At 57.2% G+C, this 19,247-nt stretch carries 9 protein-coding genes; 4 read left to right on the forward strand and 5 right to left on the reverse strand.

Annotated elements, in window-relative coordinates; translation table 11 throughout:
- Positions 1–11: 11 nt before the first annotated feature.
- The 4 genes from NO357_RS14590 to NO357_RS14605 all read left to right on the forward strand — a co-directional run bounded on the left by NO357_RS14590 (position 12) and on the right by NO357_RS14605 (position 9,040).
- Complete coding sequence (locus NO357_RS14590) at positions 12–1,772, forward strand: autotransporter assembly complex protein TamA (protein ID WP_306736429.1); 1,761 nt, start codon at positions 12–14, stop codon at positions 1,770–1,772.
- Positions 1,772–5,500: a translocation/assembly module TamB domain-containing protein gene (locus NO357_RS14595; protein WP_306736430.1), complete on the forward strand. Its 3,729-nt coding sequence runs from the start codon at positions 1,772–1,774 to the stop codon at positions 5,498–5,500. Before NO357_RS14590 ends, NO357_RS14595 begins: the two co-directional genes overlap by 1 nt.
- 292 nt (positions 5,501–5,792) lie before the next feature.
- Positions 5,793–6,950: a TAXI family TRAP transporter solute-binding subunit gene (locus NO357_RS14600; protein ID WP_306736431.1), complete on the forward strand. Its 1,158-nt coding sequence runs from the start codon at positions 5,793–5,795 to the stop codon at positions 6,948–6,950.
- 89 nt (positions 6,951–7,039) lie between these two features.
- The gene (locus tag NO357_RS14605) at positions 7,040–9,040 is read left to right on the forward strand and encodes a TRAP transporter permease (RefSeq protein WP_306736432.1); all 2,001 of its coding nucleotides are present in this window, start codon (positions 7,040–7,042) and stop codon (positions 9,038–9,040) included.
- A 398-nt stretch (positions 9,041–9,438) separates the two neighbouring features.
- Here NO357_RS14605 and NO357_RS14610 read toward each other — a convergent pair whose 3' ends face one another.
- The 5 genes from NO357_RS14610 to NO357_RS14630 all read right to left on the reverse strand — a co-directional run bounded on the left by NO357_RS14610 (position 9,439) and on the right by NO357_RS14630 (position 19,107).
- On the reverse strand, positions 9,439–10,392 hold the full coding sequence (locus NO357_RS14610) for a DUF5655 domain-containing protein (RefSeq protein WP_306736433.1): 954 nt from the start codon (positions 10,390–10,392) through the stop codon (positions 9,439–9,441).
- A 108-nt stretch (positions 10,393–10,500) separates the two neighbouring features.
- On the reverse strand, positions 10,501–13,167 hold the full coding sequence (locus NO357_RS14615; RefSeq protein ID WP_306736434.1) for a DEAD/DEAH box helicase family protein: 2,667 nt from the start codon (positions 13,165–13,167) through the stop codon (positions 10,501–10,503).
- Positions 13,160–14,797: a site-specific DNA-methyltransferase gene (locus NO357_RS14620; protein ID WP_306736435.1), complete on the reverse strand. Its 1,638-nt coding sequence runs from the start codon at positions 14,795–14,797 to the stop codon at positions 13,160–13,162. The genes NO357_RS14615 and NO357_RS14620 overlap by 8 nt, the downstream gene beginning before the upstream one ends.
- Before the next feature lie 77 nt (positions 14,798–14,874).
- On the reverse strand, positions 14,875–16,251 hold the full coding sequence (locus NO357_RS14625) for a hypothetical protein (RefSeq protein WP_306736436.1): 1,377 nt from the start codon (positions 16,249–16,251) through the stop codon (positions 14,875–14,877).
- Positions 16,252–16,254: 3 nt separating this feature from the next.
- Complete coding sequence (locus NO357_RS14630; protein ID WP_306736437.1) at positions 16,255–19,107, reverse strand: SNF2-related protein; 2,853 nt, start codon at positions 19,105–19,107, stop codon at positions 16,255–16,257.
- Positions 19,108–19,247: the final 140 nt, after the last annotated feature.

The raw sequence follows: 19,247 nt of genomic DNA on the forward strand, positions 1-19,247 counted from the left end.
CGTGCGTTCTGATGCTTGTCACAGCCGATCCGAGCGAAGCGGTTGACCGTATCGAACTGCGTGTGGCCGGGGACGCGTCGGGAACCCTGCAGGACTTGATCGGCGCAAACTCGGTTCTGAAAGGGCTCGAGGGGCGCAGAGATGCTCTCCCGGAGGAAATCATCGCCGCGGCGAGGAGCGATTATGCCCGCATCCTAGAGGTTCTCTATGCCGAGGGTTACTATTCTGTCGTCGTCAACATTCTGCTTGATGGGCGCGAGGCGGCGCTGATCGATCCGTTGAATCCGCCGGCCCGTATGGGCGGCGCGGTCATCGCGGTCGACCCGGGCCGGTTGTTCCGTTTCGGAAAGCTGCGTCTGGCACCGCTGGCTAGGGGCAATCCAATGCCTGGCGTCTTTGCCCCCGATGCGCCGGCGTCGGCCACGGTCGTGCGCGACGTTGCGCAAGCCGGCGTCAGGGACTGGCGGGAAGCCGGGTATGCCAAGGCCCGGATCTCTCAGCAGGCGGTGACGGCCCGCCATGGTCTGGCCCTGCTCGATGTCGATCTCGCGATTGCGCCGGGGCCGCGCGTGCGCTTCGGCGACACGGTCGTAACCGGCGAAACCAAGGTGCGCGAGCGCAACATCCGACGGATTGCCGGCCTTCCAAGTGGCGCCGTTTATAGCCCGGAGGTGGCCGAAAAGGCCGGGGCGCGGCTGCGCAAAACCGGGGCCTTCAAATCGGTTCAGGTCATCGAGGCCGAGCAGGTCGCCCCGGACGGCCGCATGGACGTGAATATTGCCGTGGTCGACCAGAAACCGCGCCGGATCGGCGGCGGGGTGGAGTTTTCCAGTTTCGATGGGGTCACTGTGTCGGGCTACTGGCTGCACCGTAACCTGTTGGGCGGAGCCGAGCGGTTCCGGGTGGATGCCGAAATTGCACAGATCGACAACACAGCGAATGGGATCGACTATTCCTTGACGTTCCGTCTGGAGAAACCGGCCGTCTATGGCCCGGACACGTTGTTCTTCGCCGAAGCCGGGGCCTATTACCTCGACGAGCCGGATTTCCTGGAAGAAAAGGCCGAACTGACCTTCGGGGTTTCGCGCATGTTCAACGACAGGCTCAGCGGGGAACTTGGCATCGGTTTCAACTTCCTGCGGATTACCGACCGTTACGCGGTCCCGGAAACAACGCGTGAGCTGCGTGTCGTCAGTTTTCCGACGGCCCTGACCTTCGACACGCGTGACGATCCGCTCAATGCCGGGCAGGGGGTCTATCTACGTGCCGATCTGGCACCGTTTTTCGAGACGACCCAGTCGCAAGCCGCTTTGCATTTGAAAGTCGATGGACGAACCTATCGCAGGCTTGGTGGAAGCGGGACGACTGTCGCGGCCGGTCGAGTGCAACTGGGCGCGCTCTTTGGGCTGAGCGCGACAAGCGCCCCGCCGGAAGCCCTGTTCTATTCCGGCGGTGGCGGCACTGTGCGCGGTCAGCCCTACAAGTCGCTCGCCGCCGACTATGGCGGGGTCACGCTGGGTGGGCGCAGCTTCGCGGCGCTGTCGGGCGAGTTGCGATTTCCGGTCAGCAGACGGTTCGGGCTGGTGGCCTTTGCCGACGCCGGGTTCGTGAGCGGCGGCCTGTTCGACAATGGCGACTGGCACGCTGGCGCCGGGCTCGGGGTGCGTTACAGGACGCCGGTCGGCCCGATCCGGTTCGACGTGGCGGGACCGGTGGCTGGGTCCACGGGAAGCGGCGTGCAGTTCTATGTCGGCATCGGGCAGGCATTCTGATGCGGGTCCTGGTTCTTCTTGTGCTGCTTCTGGTGCCGGTTTCGGCACTGGCCCAACAGGAGCAAAGCGATCGCGGTTATGTCCAAGGGTTGCTCGAGGACGCGCTGTCCGCACCCGGGCGCACGGTACGCCTGGAGGGGTTTGAAGGGGCGCTGAGCTCGCGGGCCACCATCAAGCAGGTGACCGTCACCGATCCGAAGGGCCTCTGGTTGACTGCCAGCGATCTGGTGCTGAGCTGGAATCGTGCCGCGCTTCTGCGTGGGCGGATCGAGATTGCCGAGATCACCATTGGCCGTATCAACCTGCCGCGCCGCGCCGCCACCGCCGAGCCGGCCTTGCCGAAACCGGAAGCCCGCGGCGCCTTTGCTCTGCCCGAGCTTCCGGTGTCGGTCGATATCGCCAAGATGCAGATCAAGGAGGCGGTGCTGGGCAAAGCCCTGTTCGGCGAGGCGGCCCGGGTGTCGTTTGCCGGCAAGGCCAACCTCGAAGGCGGTGCGGGCACCGCGACGCTCGAGATCCGGCGCCTCGACAAGACCGGGCAGTTCCGCCTTGCCGGCGGGTTCGATAACGCGACGCGGGTGCTGGCGCTCGATCTCGGCCTTGCGGAACCGGCCGGCGGCATTGCTGCGAACCTGCTCAACCTGCCTGGCAAGCCGTCGATCGCGCTGACGGTCCGGGGCGAGGACCCGATCAGCGCCTTCCGGTCGGTCGTCCGGCTGGCGACCGATGGGCAGGACCGATTGACGGGCGGTGTCACCCTGACCACCGATGGCGATGGAGCGACGCGCTTTGCCGCCGCGTTGGGGGGCGATCTGGCGCCGGTTCTGGCGCCGGAATTCGCCGAATTCCTGGGTGACGATCTGCAGCTCGTGGCAGACGGCCGGCGCGGGCTGGACGGCGGTTTCGTGCTCGACCGTCTGCGCCTAGACACGGCGGCTGTGCGGATCGACGGCGCTGCAGAGATCACTGCCGAGGGCTGGCCCCAGAGCTTCGTGCTGGACGGACGGATCACGCCGCCCGTCAACGAACGGGTGGTCTTGCCGTTGCCCGGCCCGCGCAGCGCCATCCGCGCGGCCAGTTTCAAGGCGACGTTCGACGCCGACGAAGGCGAGGCGTGGCAGATTGACGGGCGTGCGGAGGGGCTGGTTCAGGACGGGTTCGCGATCGGGGCGATACGGTTTTCCGGCGACGGTGCGATCCTGCGGCAGGCACGGAGCATTTCCGGCGTTCTGCAAATGGCTCTCGACGGGATAGCGCCGGCCGATCCGGGCCTGGCGCAGGCGATTGGCGGGAGTTTGCGGGGCGGTCTCGCCTTCGGCTGGGCCGAAGGCACGCCGCTTCGGATGCGCGACATCGCGCTGACCGGGCCGGACTATGGTCTGTCCGGCGTCGTGTCGGTGAGTGGCCTGACCGGCACCGGGGCGCTGACCGTCGTGCCGGACGTGGTGCTTCGGGCGCGCGATCTGGCGCGGTTTGCAAAGCTGGCCCGGGCCGATCTGACCGGCGGCGCCGAGCTGGCGATTACCGGACGGGCCGAGCCCCTGACCGGAAACTTGGCGTTGCGGTTTAACGGGCAGACACAGAACCTTGCGGCCGGCATCGCCCGGCTCGATCCGCTGTTGGCCGGGGTCGGGAAACTGACCCTTGGTTTGGAACGCGACGTCAACGGAACGCGCCTCGTCCCGTTTGTCATCACCACCGAACATGCCCGTATCGACCTAGCGGCCGATCTGCGCAGCCGGGGCAGCTCGGTGAGCATCAAGGCCGCCGTGGCCGAGTTGGGCCGGATTCTGCCGGACATGCCTGGGGAGGCGGAGCTCATCGTGACCGCGCGGCAGGACGGGCAAGGGTGGGCGGTCGAGGCGGAGGCGGACCTGCCTGGCGAGACACGCGCTGCCTTCGACGGGATGATCGACAGCGATCTGCGCACCCGGCTGACGGCGCGGGGCCGGCTCGATGCCGAAATTGAGAACCTGTCCGGGTTTTCCGGCCTGGTCGGACGGCGGCTCTCGGGTTCGGCCAGCATGTCCTCCGAGGGGGAGGCCGACCTGTTGACCGGGGCGTTCGATATCCAGGCCAATGGCCGGACGCAGGCGCTGGACATCGGCATACCGACCATCGCGCCGCTGTTGCGCGGGGCTACGCAATTCTCGCTGTCCGCGGAACGTGAGGCCCAAGGAGCGCTGCGGCTGCACAACTTGGCACTGAACTCGCCGGGGCTGGAGGCGGCGGCGCAGGGACGGCTTGCGGCGGGAGAGCAAACGGTCGACTACCGGGTGGCGCTGAGCAACCTGGCGGTGCTGATCCCGGATTTGCCCGGTCCGGCGGGCCTGAACGGCACGGCCACTCTGCGCGGCGGCGATTGGGTCGTCGATGCCAAGGGATACGGCCCCGGTGGGATTGCCTTCGATGCGGTCGGGCAGGTGGCCGGGACCGGGGCCCGGATAGACGGGCGTGTGAGCGGGCAGGTGCCACTGGCGCTGGCCAACGCGCGACTGCGGGGGCAGGCACTTTCTGGGCTGGCGCAGGTCGATCTGGCGATCAACGGCGCTCCGGCGCTGCGCTCGCTGACGGGGCGGGTAACGGTAAATGACGCGCGTTTTGCCGACCCGGCGCTGAACCTGGCGCTCAACCGGATCCGCGGTCAGGCCGAGCTTGCCAACGGCCAGGCGCAGCTTGCGCTCGACGCCGATGTCTCGAGCGGCGGGCGGGTCCGGGTGAGTGGACCGGTTTCTCTTGCGGCGCCTTACAATGCGGCGTTCGAGGTAGGGCTGGTTGATGTGACCTTGCGCGACACGACGCTTTTTGAAGCCAATCTCTCGGGCCGTGTCAGCGTCGATGGTCCGCTGCGGGGCGGGGCCCGGATCGGCGGTGTGATCGATGTCGCGACCGCGGAACTGCAGATCCCGCAATTCGGCCCGTCTTATTCTGCGCTCGACGGTTTGCGCCATCTCAATCCCTCGCCGGCCGTCCGGCGCACGCTGCATTATTCCGGTCTCGATCAGGCGGCGACCTCGGGCGCGCGTTTGCCTGGATTTCCGCTGGACCTTCTGATCCGGGCGCCGAACCGGGTGTTCGTGCGCGGACGCGGTCTTGACGCCGAGCTGGGCGGTACACTGCGGCTGACCGGCACGACCAGCGATATCGTCCCGGTTGGCCGGTTCGAGTTGATCCGCGGGCGGCTCGACGTGTTGACGCGGCGGCTGGTGTTGACCGAGGGCAGCGTGCGGATGCGCGGCAGTTTTGACCCTGTGATCTCCTTCGCTGCGACATCGCAGGTCGAGGATTTGGCGGTCTCGCTGCGGCTTGACGGCGTGGCCTCGGCACCTGAATTGACCGTGACGTCGGTGCCGGAACTGCCGCAGGAGGAGGCGCTGTCATTCTTCCTGTTCGGACGGGACGCGACGGGGATCTCGCCCTTCCAGGCCATCCAGTTGGCCGCCGCGATCCGGACGCTGTCGGGGCAGGGCGGTATTGGGCTCACCGGGCAGTTGCGGCAGTCGCTGGGCGTCGACGAGCTAGATTTCGGCACCGACGCCGAGGGGACCGCCCAGGCCCGGGTCGGTAAGTATATTTCGGAAAAGATCTATACCGACGTGACCGTGAAAAGCGATGGCACCAGCCAGATCAACCTCAATCTCGAGATCAGTCCGACGGTGAAGATGCGCGGACGCCTGGGCAGCGACGGCGACAGCGGTATCGGTGTGTTCTACGAACGGGACTATTGACCCTAGTTTAGGACTAGGACGACCAGACTTCAGCGGTTGCCGAGGCTCGTCCGGCGGAACGTAGACGTGTCGCGGTCATTTGGCGGTCAGCAGGCACCGCAGGGGCGCTTGTTCTCGGCAGGCCGGACCTGAGAGCGACGCCAAACAGACGCTGTCACGCGTCAAATCACGTGACGTCAGAGCCGGTTCCGGGCTGCTTGAGATTGACTCGCGGCCGGTGCCCGCCTGACACTTGCTCAGAAAAAATGACGTGGGACACCCGCGCGGCATTTTCAATCAGGGAGGACTGAACATGCGTTTGATGACAATCACAGCTTTTTTGGGACTGGCGGCTGCTCCGGTTGCGGCCGATGTCGATCTGCCCAAGCAACTGGCCTGGACGGCCTACGGCACCGGCTCGGCGGGCTATAACCAGTCGGTGGCCATTGGCGCCGCGCTTCAGGAAGCCACCGGTGTGAACCTGCGGGTTCTGCCCGGCAAGAATGACATCGCCCGAACCGAGCCGTTGCGCCAGGGCAAGGTACAGTTCTCGGCCAATGGCGTCGGCGGCTCGTTCATGGCCCAGGAAGGCGTGTTCCAGTTCGGCGCCGAAAACTGGGGGCCGCAGCCGGTACGGGTGTTGGCCGCCAACAACGGCGGCACCGTGGGGCTGGCCATGGCCGTGGCAGCCGAAGCCTGCGAAAAGGCCGGCAAGCCGAAATGCGAAGGCTTCACCTATGCTGATCTCAAGGGCCTGCGGGTGAGCTGGGTGAAAGGCGCGCCGGCGCTGAACGTCAACAACGAAGCCTATCTTGCCTATGGCGGACTGACCTGGGACGATGTTGAGAGGGTTGAGTTTGGCGGATTTGGCGACAGCTGGAAGGGCATGATCGACGGCACCACCGATGCGGCATTCGCCTCGACCAACTCGGGCCGCGCTTATGAAGCGGCGTCGGGGCCGCGCGGGGTCTTCTGGCCGCCGATTGACCCCAACAACACCGAGGGTCTGGACCGGATGACGGCGATTGCGCCGTTTTTCTCGCCGATGACGGCCAAGGTCGGCGCCACGATCGACGGCACCGACGGGACGCCGACCGCCGGCTATGCCTATCCGGTGCTGATGACTTATGCCGAACAGGACGCCGAACTGACCTACAATATGACCAAGGCGATGCACGAGTTCTTCGAAGCCTATAAGGACAAGGCTCCGGGTATCAACGGCTGGGCGCTGGACAAGCAGAACTTCCAGTGGGTGGCACCCTATCATGACGGAGCGATCCGCTATTACAAGGAAATCGGCAAGTGGAGCGATGCCGATCAGGCCCATAACGACAACCTGGTCGCCCGCCAGGCCGCGTTGATGAAGGCCTGGGAAGAACTCAAGGCAGAAAACCCCGAGAACTGGGAAGAGGCTTGGGATGCCAAGCGTCGCGAAGCGCTGAAGGCCGGCGGGTTCGCAGCGGTCTTCTGAACCTGATCTGAACCCAGCGGGCGGACCCGGACGCGGCCCGCCCGGCACCTGGACCGCCCGGCCCGGCCGGGCCTGCAAACGGGCATCCCATGAGTGATCCGAGCACCCCTGAACACCTAGGCGATCGCGGCAGCGCGGCGATTGAGGCCGAACGCGCGGCCGAGCGGCTGGTCTTCTCTGGTGCGGCGCGCTGGGCCATAATCCTGTGCACGCTGGCGGCGCTGGGGCTGGCGGTCAACCAACTCTTCAACCTTCGACTCGGTGGCTACTCGATGCTCGAGGGCATGTATCTCTATCTGCTCGCCGGGTTTTTCCTGAGCCTGACCTTCATCACCTTCCGCGCCAAGGGTCCGGCATCGCCCCGCGTGCCGTGGTATGACTGGCTCTTGGCCGCCCTCAGTCTCGCGGTGGCGGGGTTCTTCGCGGCCACCGCCAGCGAGAGCCTCGATTCCGGCTGGGAATACGCCGCACCCGATCATGCCGTGTGGGCGTCGATCCTGTTCTACGCGCTGATCCTGGAAGGCACTCGCCGGGCCGGCGGGCTGGTGCTGTTCTGTATCGTGTTCGCCTTCTCGCTCTACCCGACCTTTGCCGAGCATGTGCCCGATCCACTGAGCGGCTTCACCCAGCCTTTCCGCGACGTGATCCCGTTTTTCATGATCTCTTCCGAAGCCTCGTTCGGGATCCCGATGCGCGCCTTCGGAAACCTGGTGATCGGCTTCATCCTGTTCGGCGCCGTGCTGCAATTCACCGGCGGCGGCCGGTTCTTCAACAATCTCGCGCTGTCGCTGGTGGGCGGATACCGTGGCGGGGCCGCCAAGGTGTCGATTTTCGCCTCGGGCTTCATGGGATCGATGTCGGGCTCGGTCATCTCGAACGTGCTGACGACCGGTGCGGTGTCGATCCCGGCGATGAAGAAATCCGGCTTCTCGGCCCGCTATGCCGCCGCGACCGAGGCCTGCGCCTCGACCGGCGGGGTGCTGATGCCGCCGATCATGGGTGCGACGGCTTTCGTCATCGCCTCATGGCTGAGCCGGCCATACGTTGAAATCATGCTGGCGGCGGCGATCCCGTCATTGCTCTATTTCTTCGGCCTGTTCGTCCAGATCGACGCCTATTCGGCGCGCCGCGGGCTCAAGGGCCTGGCACGGGAAGACCTGCCGCGCGTCGGTCAGACGCTGCGCCAGGGCTGGCTCTATGTCGCGGTGTTTGCCCTGCTGATCTTCCTGATGGTGGCCTTCCGCTGGGAGACCACGGCGCCGTTCTATGCCGTGCTTCTGCTGCTGGTGGTCAACCAGTTCCGCAAGGACGACCGGGTCTCGCTCGACGGGTTTCTCAACATCGTCGTGTCGATCGGGCGAACGTTGTCAGAGCTGGTGGCGGTGCTGCTCGGCATTGGCATGATCGTCGGCGCCTTTCAGGCCACCGGTTTGACCGGGCCGCTGGCCAACGAACTGGTGCATATGGCGGGCAGCTCGGTGCCGATGTTGCTGATCATGGGTGCAATCACCTCGTTCATCTTCGGCATGGGGATGACGGTGACCGCCTGCTACATCTTCCTCGCCGTGGTGCTGGCGCCGGCGCTGGTACAGGCCGGGCTCAACGAGCTCGCGGTGCACCTCTTCATCCTCTACTGGGGCATGGTCAGCTTCATCACGCCGCCGGTCGCCCTTGGTGCCTTTGCAGCGGCGACGATGGCGGGCGCGAGCCCGATCCGCACCGGCGTCGAGGCAATGAAGCTTGGTGGGGTGATCTATATCACGCCATTCTTTTTCGTGCTGAACCCGGCACTGATCGGCCAGGGGGCGCCGGCGGAAGTGGCCGTCGTTCTGGTCTGCGCGCTGATCGGGGTTTGGTTCATCTCGGCAGCGCTTCAAGCCTATCTCAGTTTCGTCGGTCCGCTGGGGGCGGGAGCGGCAGGGGTGAGCATGCGACTGATCCTGTTCCTGGCCGGGCTTCTGATCGCCGCCCCGGCCGGCGGGGTGGCCGGTCTGAGCCATCTTGTCCTAACGCTCTCGGGGTTTGTTTTGGCTCTCTTGCCGTTCTCCTATGCCTTTTCCCGACGTCGCACCGAGGCCTCGGTGGCCTGAAGCCCGACGTTGGCCGATGTTCTTTTCAAGAAAGGTAGCGTCTTGCCTGGCACTGGCACGAAGGAATCCGCAACAGCGGGTAGCTTTCTCACAGTCCTGCGACGCGTTTTCCGCAACTCTTCAGCCACGGCGTTTCACTGTTTTCGCGGGTTAAATGGTGCCCGGGGGCGGAATCGAACCACCGACACGAGGATTTTCAAGACTTGTGTTTATTTTAAAGCGTTGATTTTAAATGGGTATTTGCGGCGAAATTGAGGTGTGCGATAAACTGTGCGATGCGCTTAGGCTGCGCTGGATTGGCAAACACTGTGTTCAACACACTAACCTGAAACACTGTCAGAACACAGCGTTTATGAAACTAACTTGAACCGCAAATGAGTTCTGGGCACACCCGCATTCTATATAGCCTCATACTTTTGCTTTAGCAGAAAGAGGGTGTAGTCGATGTCCTTCGGCGACTTTAGGTGGATATTATATGAATGACCCGTCGAGCCGTTCTTGTACGTCCAATTCTTTTCGACCGCCGCCCCTTTGGGATCTTCGAGGGTAAAAAAGCCCTTTGAGGGTTCGCCATCCGCGCTCTTCCCGCCTCGCAGGACATCAAGGTTCAAGTGATTTTTGTGGAAATGCACAAAGCAGATCACAGTGTTGTCCCTTCGAGCGGCAACATAACCTTTTCGGGCGTAGAAACTCACATCCGGAAGCTCTTCGAGGCGTTCACGTAAAGAATTCCATGCTTCCGCACATCGCTCCGAGGTCTTGGCTACGTGATCCTCCTCTTTGTACACCCTAACTTCCGAGGACACCTTCGAAATCACCGAATTACTGTCTGTACCCGAAAGTTTTTCGATGCTCTCTTTTGAGGAAGATTGATATCGCTCAAGCGATACCAAGCCACCCTTAAATTTTCTGATCTCCCAGAGCTCAAATGGGACGTCTCGAAAGTTCACGCTGTTCTTTTGATAGGAGTTAAAAGCCGGAGATATGAAAATAACTCGTGAGGCCGACCAGTCTACCTGATCCCTCCTCAAAGTGGTGTCCTGACGCTCGTTGTATTCAAGAATGAAGTCCGCCTTATTATTCAACATGACAGACAAGTACGAGTAGCCTTGATCAATTACCGAATAGCTGCTGCCCTTCTTGTATTCGATGATCACAAATGATTTTGACTCTTCATCAAAGCAAAGCGTGTCGATCCGGAAGGAGTCGATCGCAAACTCACTGCTTACGAAATGCAACCCAAATAGCTCTTCAAGATTTGCTTCAACTAGCTGCTGAATGTCTCTTTCGAGAGGAAAGCCTTCATGCTCCACATGCTCGAGCTTTCCCTTAGAGATGCTGTACAGGTCCATGATGACTTTCGAAGTGTTCTTTCAATTTTTCGACTGTTCCCGACCAATATCGCAAGCATGGCTCTCTGTCAGCGTGCAACCAGATGTTTCGCCGCCTATGTGACACTATCAGTGTGAAAGTGCGCTTAGCCCTGCGAGCGTTGCGCTCGGAGTTATCCGTGAAGCTGGCAACAAATGATATGACCACTGCTTACCGCCCGCTTCCTCGCTCAAAGCATTGGCATGCTCTGTCCACTGGCGAGCGGCAGCTGCCTTTTGTTGGACTTCTGTATCGTCAAGTTCGTTGTCAGCTTTGACCTCTACAATTAAGAAACGGTCGCCGGTTTCGACCACAAAATCAGGCTGGTAGGGTTTGCCCGGAGCATACTCAATCTGAAACTGATTAGGGCCTGGTTTCATCCAACGCACCACTCCGCCTTCATCATCGACCAGGCACGCAAAACGACGCTCCGGGTCAGAGTCGAACTTGTGCATTGGGTAAGGCGTTTTCGCCCCACCTCTGAACACGTACGATTTTGTTGCGGATAGCGGCATGGCAGCTTGGCTCAGCGGCAAAATTTTCTCTTCTGCAACTGCGAACTGCTGCGGACGCAATGGCGTGAACGCTCGCCGTTTCTGCACTTGAAAGGCAGTTTGCGTCTGCTTCAAGTGATCCTTCATTTGCTCAAAAACAAACGTTGCTAGACGTTCGCCGTGGGCAAGTGCAACGTTCTCAACGGCCCGTTCGTCAGGAAGATAGCTGCTTAGTCGCCCTATGACTTGCGACGACAACTTGTACAGAAGTTCGGCTTGAGAGTCGTAGTCAATCTCAGGCAGAGCAATCAGGTGCCGAACGATGTAATTTTCCAGTCTTTCTTCTTGTGCGCCCGCTTCCCCTCGCTCGATTATTCTCCGGGCCTCACTTCCCAAATCCCGCACAAGAATATCGTCATCCACAGGCTGGAACGTGATTTGATCTAAGCGGCTGAGATCAAAGTCTTCGAACCAGAAGTGAACTTGGCGATCTGGGATCACAACGATTTCCGGAATTTCAATCGTATTTTCAACGATCGCCTTAGCCGTTCGCTCTACAATGGCTTTAATGTCCGGAGCATCTGTATCTATGTCCAGCGTTCCTTGCCCATCTGACGTGGCAGATTGAATGTCCTTTACTATCGCTTCGATAACTTCCGTAGATTGAAGTTCTTTGGCGGAGTTCTTGATCCGGGGAGCGTAGTGGTGCTCCACAAGTTCGATGGCACGGCGGGCAATTTCACGCTCCTGTGGTTTTTCGTAGATGAACTCCGCCGGTGCTTCATCAAGATTTTGTCCTGGCTCAGGACCAGCCAGCGCCGTTTGGTAGGTTGGTGCGACTGAGATGACTTTCCGCTTTTCTTCGGGGATGTCTCCACCGCCGCCAATGTGGATTTCCTTCACTTTAACGATGGAGTCTGCTTCTTGAGCCTTTTGGATAACTGCATCGAAGCGGTCGTGTGCGATGACGGTCAGAGTATCAACGACCTCCACCCCTGTGCGTTTGCCGTAAGGCAAGCGTAGCCCGCGTCCGAGTGTTTGTTCGGTAAGGATGTCAGAGGCAGAGGCTCGCAGGGGAACAATTGTGTAGAGGTTTGTGACGTCCCACCCTTCCTTGAGCTTATTCACATGGATAACGATTTCCGTATCCGGTGAAGTCTCAAGCTCGACGAGCTTTTGCATGGCTTCATCGCTTTCTTCACCCGTCAGCTTAGAGTGGACCTCTGCGACCCGCCCCTTGTAGGCACCATTGTAGAAGTCTTCACTTTCGATCCTCTTCCTTAGCTCACTGGCGTGAGTAGTATCTTGCGCGACAACGAGCATGAACGGATACACACGCGGCTTACCACTTTGTTTTGAGTACAACTCAAGCTCAGTCCGAACATACTCGTGATAGAAGACGCCATCCTTGAGCATGATGTCCTCTATCTGCTCAGGGGTATGATCCTTAGGATTGAAATTCGTTCGCGTCGCGACGGCAGGTTGTTTCACGTAGCCATCACGCATCGCATTCCCGAGGCCGTAATCGTAGATCACGTTCTTGAAGGGCTTTGGGCTTGCACCAACGGTCTTGGGGGTTGCAGTCAGCTCGAGCCCAAGCTTTGGCTTAAGGTCGAAGATGGCTTTGGTCGCAGCTTTGGCGCGATATCGATGGGCTTCATCCATCAACATGACGAGGTCAGGCAGTGCAGCCAAATAATCGAAGTAGCTTTCCCCAAGTGTCTCCCTGAAGGACCGGATGCGGCCCTTATCTTTATTGATCTTGTCGACATTGAAGATGTTGATCACGACGTCACCGCCGAAGAGATCGCTGCCTCTGATACCCCGGCCTTCTTCCCAAGTGTCGCCCGTTACAATGATCGGAGGTGTCTGAGCGAACTGTGAAATTCCGCGGAACACGTACTTGGGAGATGTTTGCCGGGAAAAGTCTTCAACGAGCTTTTGATAGATCGTTGTGTTTGGAGCCAAAACAAAGAAGTTCTTCGAACTGCCGGTGAGGTACATGTACGTGATGAAGGCTCCCATGAGCCTTGTTTTCCCGACGCCCGTCGCCAGGGCAAAGCACAGCGTGGGGAACTCGCGCTCAAATGCCTCGACGCTTGGATAGCTATCCTTGATAACGCCGAGCAGTCGGTCGACATCTAAGTCTTGCTCAAAATCCATGTTGTCGAGAACACTTGCGAGGATTTCGAGGGCTTCTTCCTGTGGGCGACGCAAGGAAAGGCGTTGAGTAATCTGGCGGAGGATGCGTTGATCAGCCATCGTTTTGCTCCTCAGCTGAGAACAGCGGAAGATCGGCGTTTGGGTCTTCTTGCTCTGCCATTGGCAGATTCTGGACGTTCAATGAGTAGTCATCGCGTCCCCATTCGCACTTATTCAGGATGATCCCAGGGATTTTGTGGACGGTGAGATTGTCAAACTTTCCATCTCCACTGAAAGCCTTACAGCAAATCATTAATGTCCTGTCTGGCCCGACATCTTCACTAATCTTTCGAAGTGTATCGTGTGTGAGGCTTTGCGTTGTCACGTAGATAAAATCAGTTTCGGTAGAATAACCGTGGCTCCAATAGTCAGCCTCACTCGGAGCATAGGTAAAACCCATGTGCTTGCACATAGCCTCAGCGAGCATTTCGGCATTATACTCTTTCGAGATGACCTGCATCCCAAAGCGGTCGGTCTCGATAAGTGACGGAGCCAGCGTATAGTAGCGGAAGCCACCACCACCTTTCCACTCCATCAAACTCGTAACACCCCCATCGTCTTGACCGTCAATCACCTTGGAAAGGCGCGGAGCGATGTGAGTATCGGCGTGTTCCCCGATCTCTACCATGATCCATCTACGGTTCATCTTGTGAGCAACAGCACCAGTCGTGCCGGACCCCGCGAAGGAGTCCAAGACTATGTCATCAGGTTCGGTAGCAAGTTCCAAAACTGTCTTTATTAACCGTTCTGGCTTGGGCGTCGGGAAAAGCGATGTAACTGGCACATCCGGAAAAAGCTTCTTTAATTCGTATTTTGCCTGCCGTGTGTGTCCAGTCTTCTCTATGTCAATCCACATTGTCGACGGCGGCAGGCCTTTCATGTCGGCTAGATACGTTCGCCGCCGTAAGCCCTTTCCATCTTCTGTGAAACGAATTTCACCTGACCTGATCTTCTCCTGCAGTGTTTCTTTCGACCAGCGCCAACCATTTGGCGGATGAGGAATTTCATAACCTGTTGGTGAAGTTACTGTGTATTGAAGGTTTGGTCGGAGAGCGGGGTTGTTGAGTGGGTTCCCATCAAACCATGGACCGCGAGGATCATTGTCTGGATTCTTGAAATGCTTTCTCTTTTCTGGATCGTTTAAAAATTTCGGACGCCAACTTTGATCCTTTGCGTAGACAATAAGGTAATTATGATCTTGGGAAAACTTCAGCGCATTATTGTTACTATTGTCTGAGTGCTTCCAAATAACCTTCGAAATAAATTGGCGGCGACCGAATATTTCATCGCACATCACCTTAAAATAGTGAGCTTCCTCGTCGTCTAGTACGACCCAGAGACTACCGTCATCCGACAGCAGACTCCAAAGGATTTCGATCCTATCTTTCATCAAAGAAAGCCAAATCGAATGCTCGAGGCCATCATCATAGAAGCCGTCAAATGCATTTCCGGTATTGTATGGTGGGTCGATGAAAATACACTTTATTCGCCCAGCGTACTCCTGCTCTAAGGCCTTGAGCGCAAGCAAATTGTCGCCCTTTATCAGGATATTATCGAAGTTGTCATCTGCGGAATGTCTTATGTCCGCATGATAACTCTTGTCCGGATGTTCGATGAGAATCCGAGGTTCCAACCGTGGTCGGCTCTCTTTGCCTACCCAAGTCAGTTCCAACTTTCTTTTCTTCGCCATAACCGCTCTTCCGTTGTTCTTGGGCTGCTCTGTACCGCACTCTACTACAGCAGCCTACATCACTTAAAATACAATGATTACTTCACGTTAAGGAACCCATCAACGTCAAAGCCCGTCTTTTTCAAGTTGTGCAAGAGGTGCTTCAAGGCATTTCTATCAGGATCATCTAGAGCCGTCGTCCCTTGCTTCAGCTTCGCCAGTGCTTTTCGCGACTTGGGAGACAGAAGTCGGCGTGCGTTGCATAACCTTTCGACCTGCTCAGCTCTTGCCGGCCCAAGGCTTACAAGCTTGTCGACCAAGTTTGCCGCCAGTGATACGTCAATGTAGCTGTGCTGACGGCTCTCAAGAGATCGAGATGGTTCAGCCAAAGCTTTCTGGAGCATGTGTACTGTATCATCTTCGCCTTGCTGCTCAACGGTGGACTCGCGAGCCGGAATAGCAGGTGGGTCATGCCTCAGCTGCGGAGTAGCTTTTCGCTCGGCGACTCTTGGCTTTGTCTGGGCAGGCACTTTGGCCTTATCAATCTGGGAATGAGAGGTGGTTTTGTTTCTGGCCGACTTCTTTCGCTCAACCGCAGCCATTTTTCGCTGACGCTGTAGTTTCTTTGCTTCTTCGGCCTCTTGTTCCCGCTTTTTCTGCCGAGCCTGTTTTCTCTTGGCTGCATCTTCGAAGTACTCCGCAAGTGCGAGCTGTGCGGATTGCTCAGAGACTCCGGCACTAAATACCTCCTCTTGAACGAGCGGAAGTCGGACCTGTTTTTCATGCAGTCGGTTCCGCACGGTGAACTGTACCGTGCCGAGCGTCTCAACTTCAGCTTCCTGACGCAAGCTTCGCCAAAGAGAATTCTCTTTCTGTTCTGCCTCACGCCGAATGTCCCTTAGTCGTCGTCGCAGACTAGCGGTCGCTAGCTCCACCTGTTCATCGATGGCATCGATGCGCTGCTTAATCCAGCTGCGCCGATCTAAGGGACACGAAGGATCGCGTGCTTCACGCTGAAGACGTGCAATATAGAGTTCCGCCTCACGTAGCGCAGATCCAACACGCACCTCGGCCCCACGCAACCTTCCCGCAGTGGAGCCTTCTAGAGCTTCAAGTTCTTGGAGAGCCAGAAGATCGCATTCACCCATGAAATCCCAGCGTTCCATCTCAGCGATGTCGTCGAGCTCATCGGGTGGAAGCCAGAACGTCTCCCTGGGCAAAGAGCACACCAACGGCAAAATGCCTTCGACTTGCCATTTGGGCAAAGAGTTGCCCTCATCGGTGCAACCCACGATAAGAGTGCGCCGCAAAAGCCCCAATGGAGATGAAAGTCGCGCCTCGACGAACCTCAGCCAGCCCGAGAGGTTCAGCAACCTCCAATAAAGCCAACGAGGCCCTTCGAAGCTCTCCAGATTGAACTCAACGAAGAACGGATAATCGAATGCCCGTAGATCAAAGCCGCCATCGGAAAACATGCACTAAGCGATCCTCCAGCGCACAGTGAAGAGTCGATCCAGCGTGGGTTGTTGGTTAAGCAAGTCGGCGAACTCGTCTAACTTATCGGAAACCTCCCTACGTATCTTCTTTCGACGCTCAAATTTGGACAGTTTCAGATCGTCGACATCGCCCTCTAGCCGCTTAATCTTGCGCCCCATGTTTAGCTTATCTTGCATCGACAGTTTCGGATCGCGTCGCTCTCGCTGAAGTTCTTTTATCTCTTCTTCCATCAACGCAATCTCAGCATCGAGTTCGATTTCCACGTCTTTGGCATATTGGTCGAGACGAGCCTCTTCCTCTTCAAGCCAAGCAAGGTTCTCTTCCTGAACACGTGTTGAAAACTCTCCAAAAATTCGTTCCTCTAGTTCTGAAAATAGCTGATCTGGAGGGGGCGCCAAGCATTCTGATGGCTCGCTGGATGGAACTGCCATCATCTTGCTCCCGAGACCGCCGTCGAGAATTGTTCCATCGTCCAAAAAAATTGCCGATAGTAACTCTTCGCGGTTTTCATCAGATGTTGGCATGATTGCTTTGAAAACCCTTAGCCACCCGCTCTTTCCACGGAGCGCTTCGATGGCTCCGGCCCTCCCGGCAAAAGGAAACTCAGACGGATAAAATGTCATTTCACATATTTGGTCTGAAAGTTCGCGTTCCTTAGCGACTTGCACCAACTCAGCACCAAGGCCATCGTTCACCCTGAAGAACTGCCAATCATGTTCATCGGCCTTACTCCAGCTCGTTGTAAAGGTCTTCCCAGCATGCACAAACTCGAACTCGTTTCCGAACTCGAAGTCTGCATCTGGCAGTTCGCCTCTAGCAACAGTCAGTAGTCTCTGCTGATACTCGGGAACAATCACTGCGAGTGCCTCATTCCGACTATGAAGCTTTGAGATCACATCAGCATCGAGAGCCTCTAGAACCTTTGCCCTCGCCTCCTTGATGTCCGCATCGATCCGATCTTGGATACGCGACTTGAGTGCTTCGAATTCGGCCTCCGCCTCCTCCTCGGTCCTACATGATTGTACAATGCTAAGGATTGTCTTCTCAAAATCTAACCCAGACTCAATCGTACCGAGAACCTCGTCACTTGCACCAAAGACACCATCAAAAAGTTGAAATTTCTCGTTTAGCAGCTCGAATATGCGGGCCTCTGTCTGGTTCTTTCGGTTCAACATGTTGACGACCGTAACGTCGATCTTCTGTCCGTACCGATGGCAACGGCCAATGCGCTGCTCAATCCGCTGCGGGTTCCATGGAAGGTCGAAGTTAATCAGGACAGAACAGAACTGAAGGTTAATCCCCTCAGCCCCACTCTCGGTGGAAATCATGATTGATTTCTCCGGCGATTTAAAAGCTTCAACGAGTGCAGCTTTCATGTCTGCAGTTCGCGAGCCTGATATTCTATCTGTTCCCGCGTGTTTTTCCTTCCATGCAGCATAGATCGCACGGCTCTCAATATCTGAGTTGCTTCCGTTGAGTAGGACGATTTCGTTCTTATAACCATTTTCCGAAAGGAGTTGGTTAAGATAACTCTGCGTTCTGACGCTTTCTGTGAAAATTACAGCTTTCTTCAACCCTCCTTTCGCCTGTATCTCCTCAAATAGCGCAGGCAACTTACTTACGAGAACTTCGCCCTTCGCATTTCTCTCAATTGAATTGGCTAAGAAAAGCATTCCTTGGAGCTCTTGGATTTCATCCTTCAGTTGCTCCGGATCGATTGGCTCATCTTCGGAACTGGTTAAGTCGTCCTCATCCTCGTATTCGTCCATTATGTCGATGTCGTCAGACATAGTTGTTGTTACTGATTTTTTTTCCTTCAGGCGGCTGATAAGTGTATCCAGGTAACGAGCGACAGCAAAAGTTGACGAACCTAAAATCTTTCTTACTTGTAAAAGGACGAGTGCATTCGCACGATCACCGTATGAAATTGTATCTTTGCGTTGGAGAAATTCAGATACTTGTTCATATAGGAGAGCTTCATCTTCAAAAGGCTCGAAATCAAAAGTTAGCGCATTACGCTTTCGGAAATTAATATGTCCAGCTTCTTGTACATGACGGCGTAGGGTTCTGTGGCAGAATGGTTCCAGCCGCTTCTTCAACGAGAGAATTCTTACTTCGTCACGCGCCGCACGAACATATTGATCACGGAATGATTCAACGCCTCCAAAGGCATGATCATCAATAATGGATATCAATCCATAAAGCTCGAGCAGAGAATTCTGTAGAGGTGTTGCAGTTAACAATATCTTTGGAATTTGGCGCAGAGCCTTTGCAAGAGCTTGGCTTCGCTTTGAACTCCCGCTCTTTAGTTCGTTCTTATATACGTTTCTTAGCCTATGCGCCTCATCTAGAACCGCCAAGTCCCAGCGACAAATCTCTATTTCGTCTGAAATGCGAGCCGCGAACTCATAGGACATGATCAAAGGAGAGCTAGCCGATTTCAAAAGGCTTAAAGCTGATTCATGATCGCTGCGCCTCACAACTCCTGAATCTAATATTTCCGATTTAATGGAAAACTTTTCGAAAAGCTCTTGTTGCCATTGCTTTCGAAGTGAAGCCGGTACGATCAATAGTTGTCTGCGTTTGCCCTCTGCGAGGCGTTGTGAGATTACAAGGCCAGCTTCAATTGTTTTTCCAAGCCCAACCTCGTCTGCAAGCAGTACGCCTTTTGAAAAAGGAGATTTGAGTGCGAACAATGCTGCGTTCACTTGATGCGGGTTCATTTCGACCCGCGCCGAAGTGAGTGTGCGCACAATAGAGTGATCGTCCGTACCGCTTAGTGTCAGTGCGTTTGCATGAAAGTTAGTGTGAAATTTGGTGAACTGCGCACTCATTATTTCTTTTTGCCTGTTTCCGTCTGCTGTTTTGGTAGACTTCTGCGCTGTCTTGTTGCGCGCGATCAGCCTTCGATGGGATTTTTGCTATGTGCCTCAGCCGTTCTGTCAATCCTTCCAAACAGTTCATCAAGGACCAC

Origin of the sequence: Marimonas arenosa, assembly GCF_030848945.1 — a bacterium.
Taxonomy (GTDB): Bacteria; Pseudomonadota; Alphaproteobacteria; order Rhodobacterales; family Rhodobacteraceae; genus Marimonas; species Marimonas arenosa.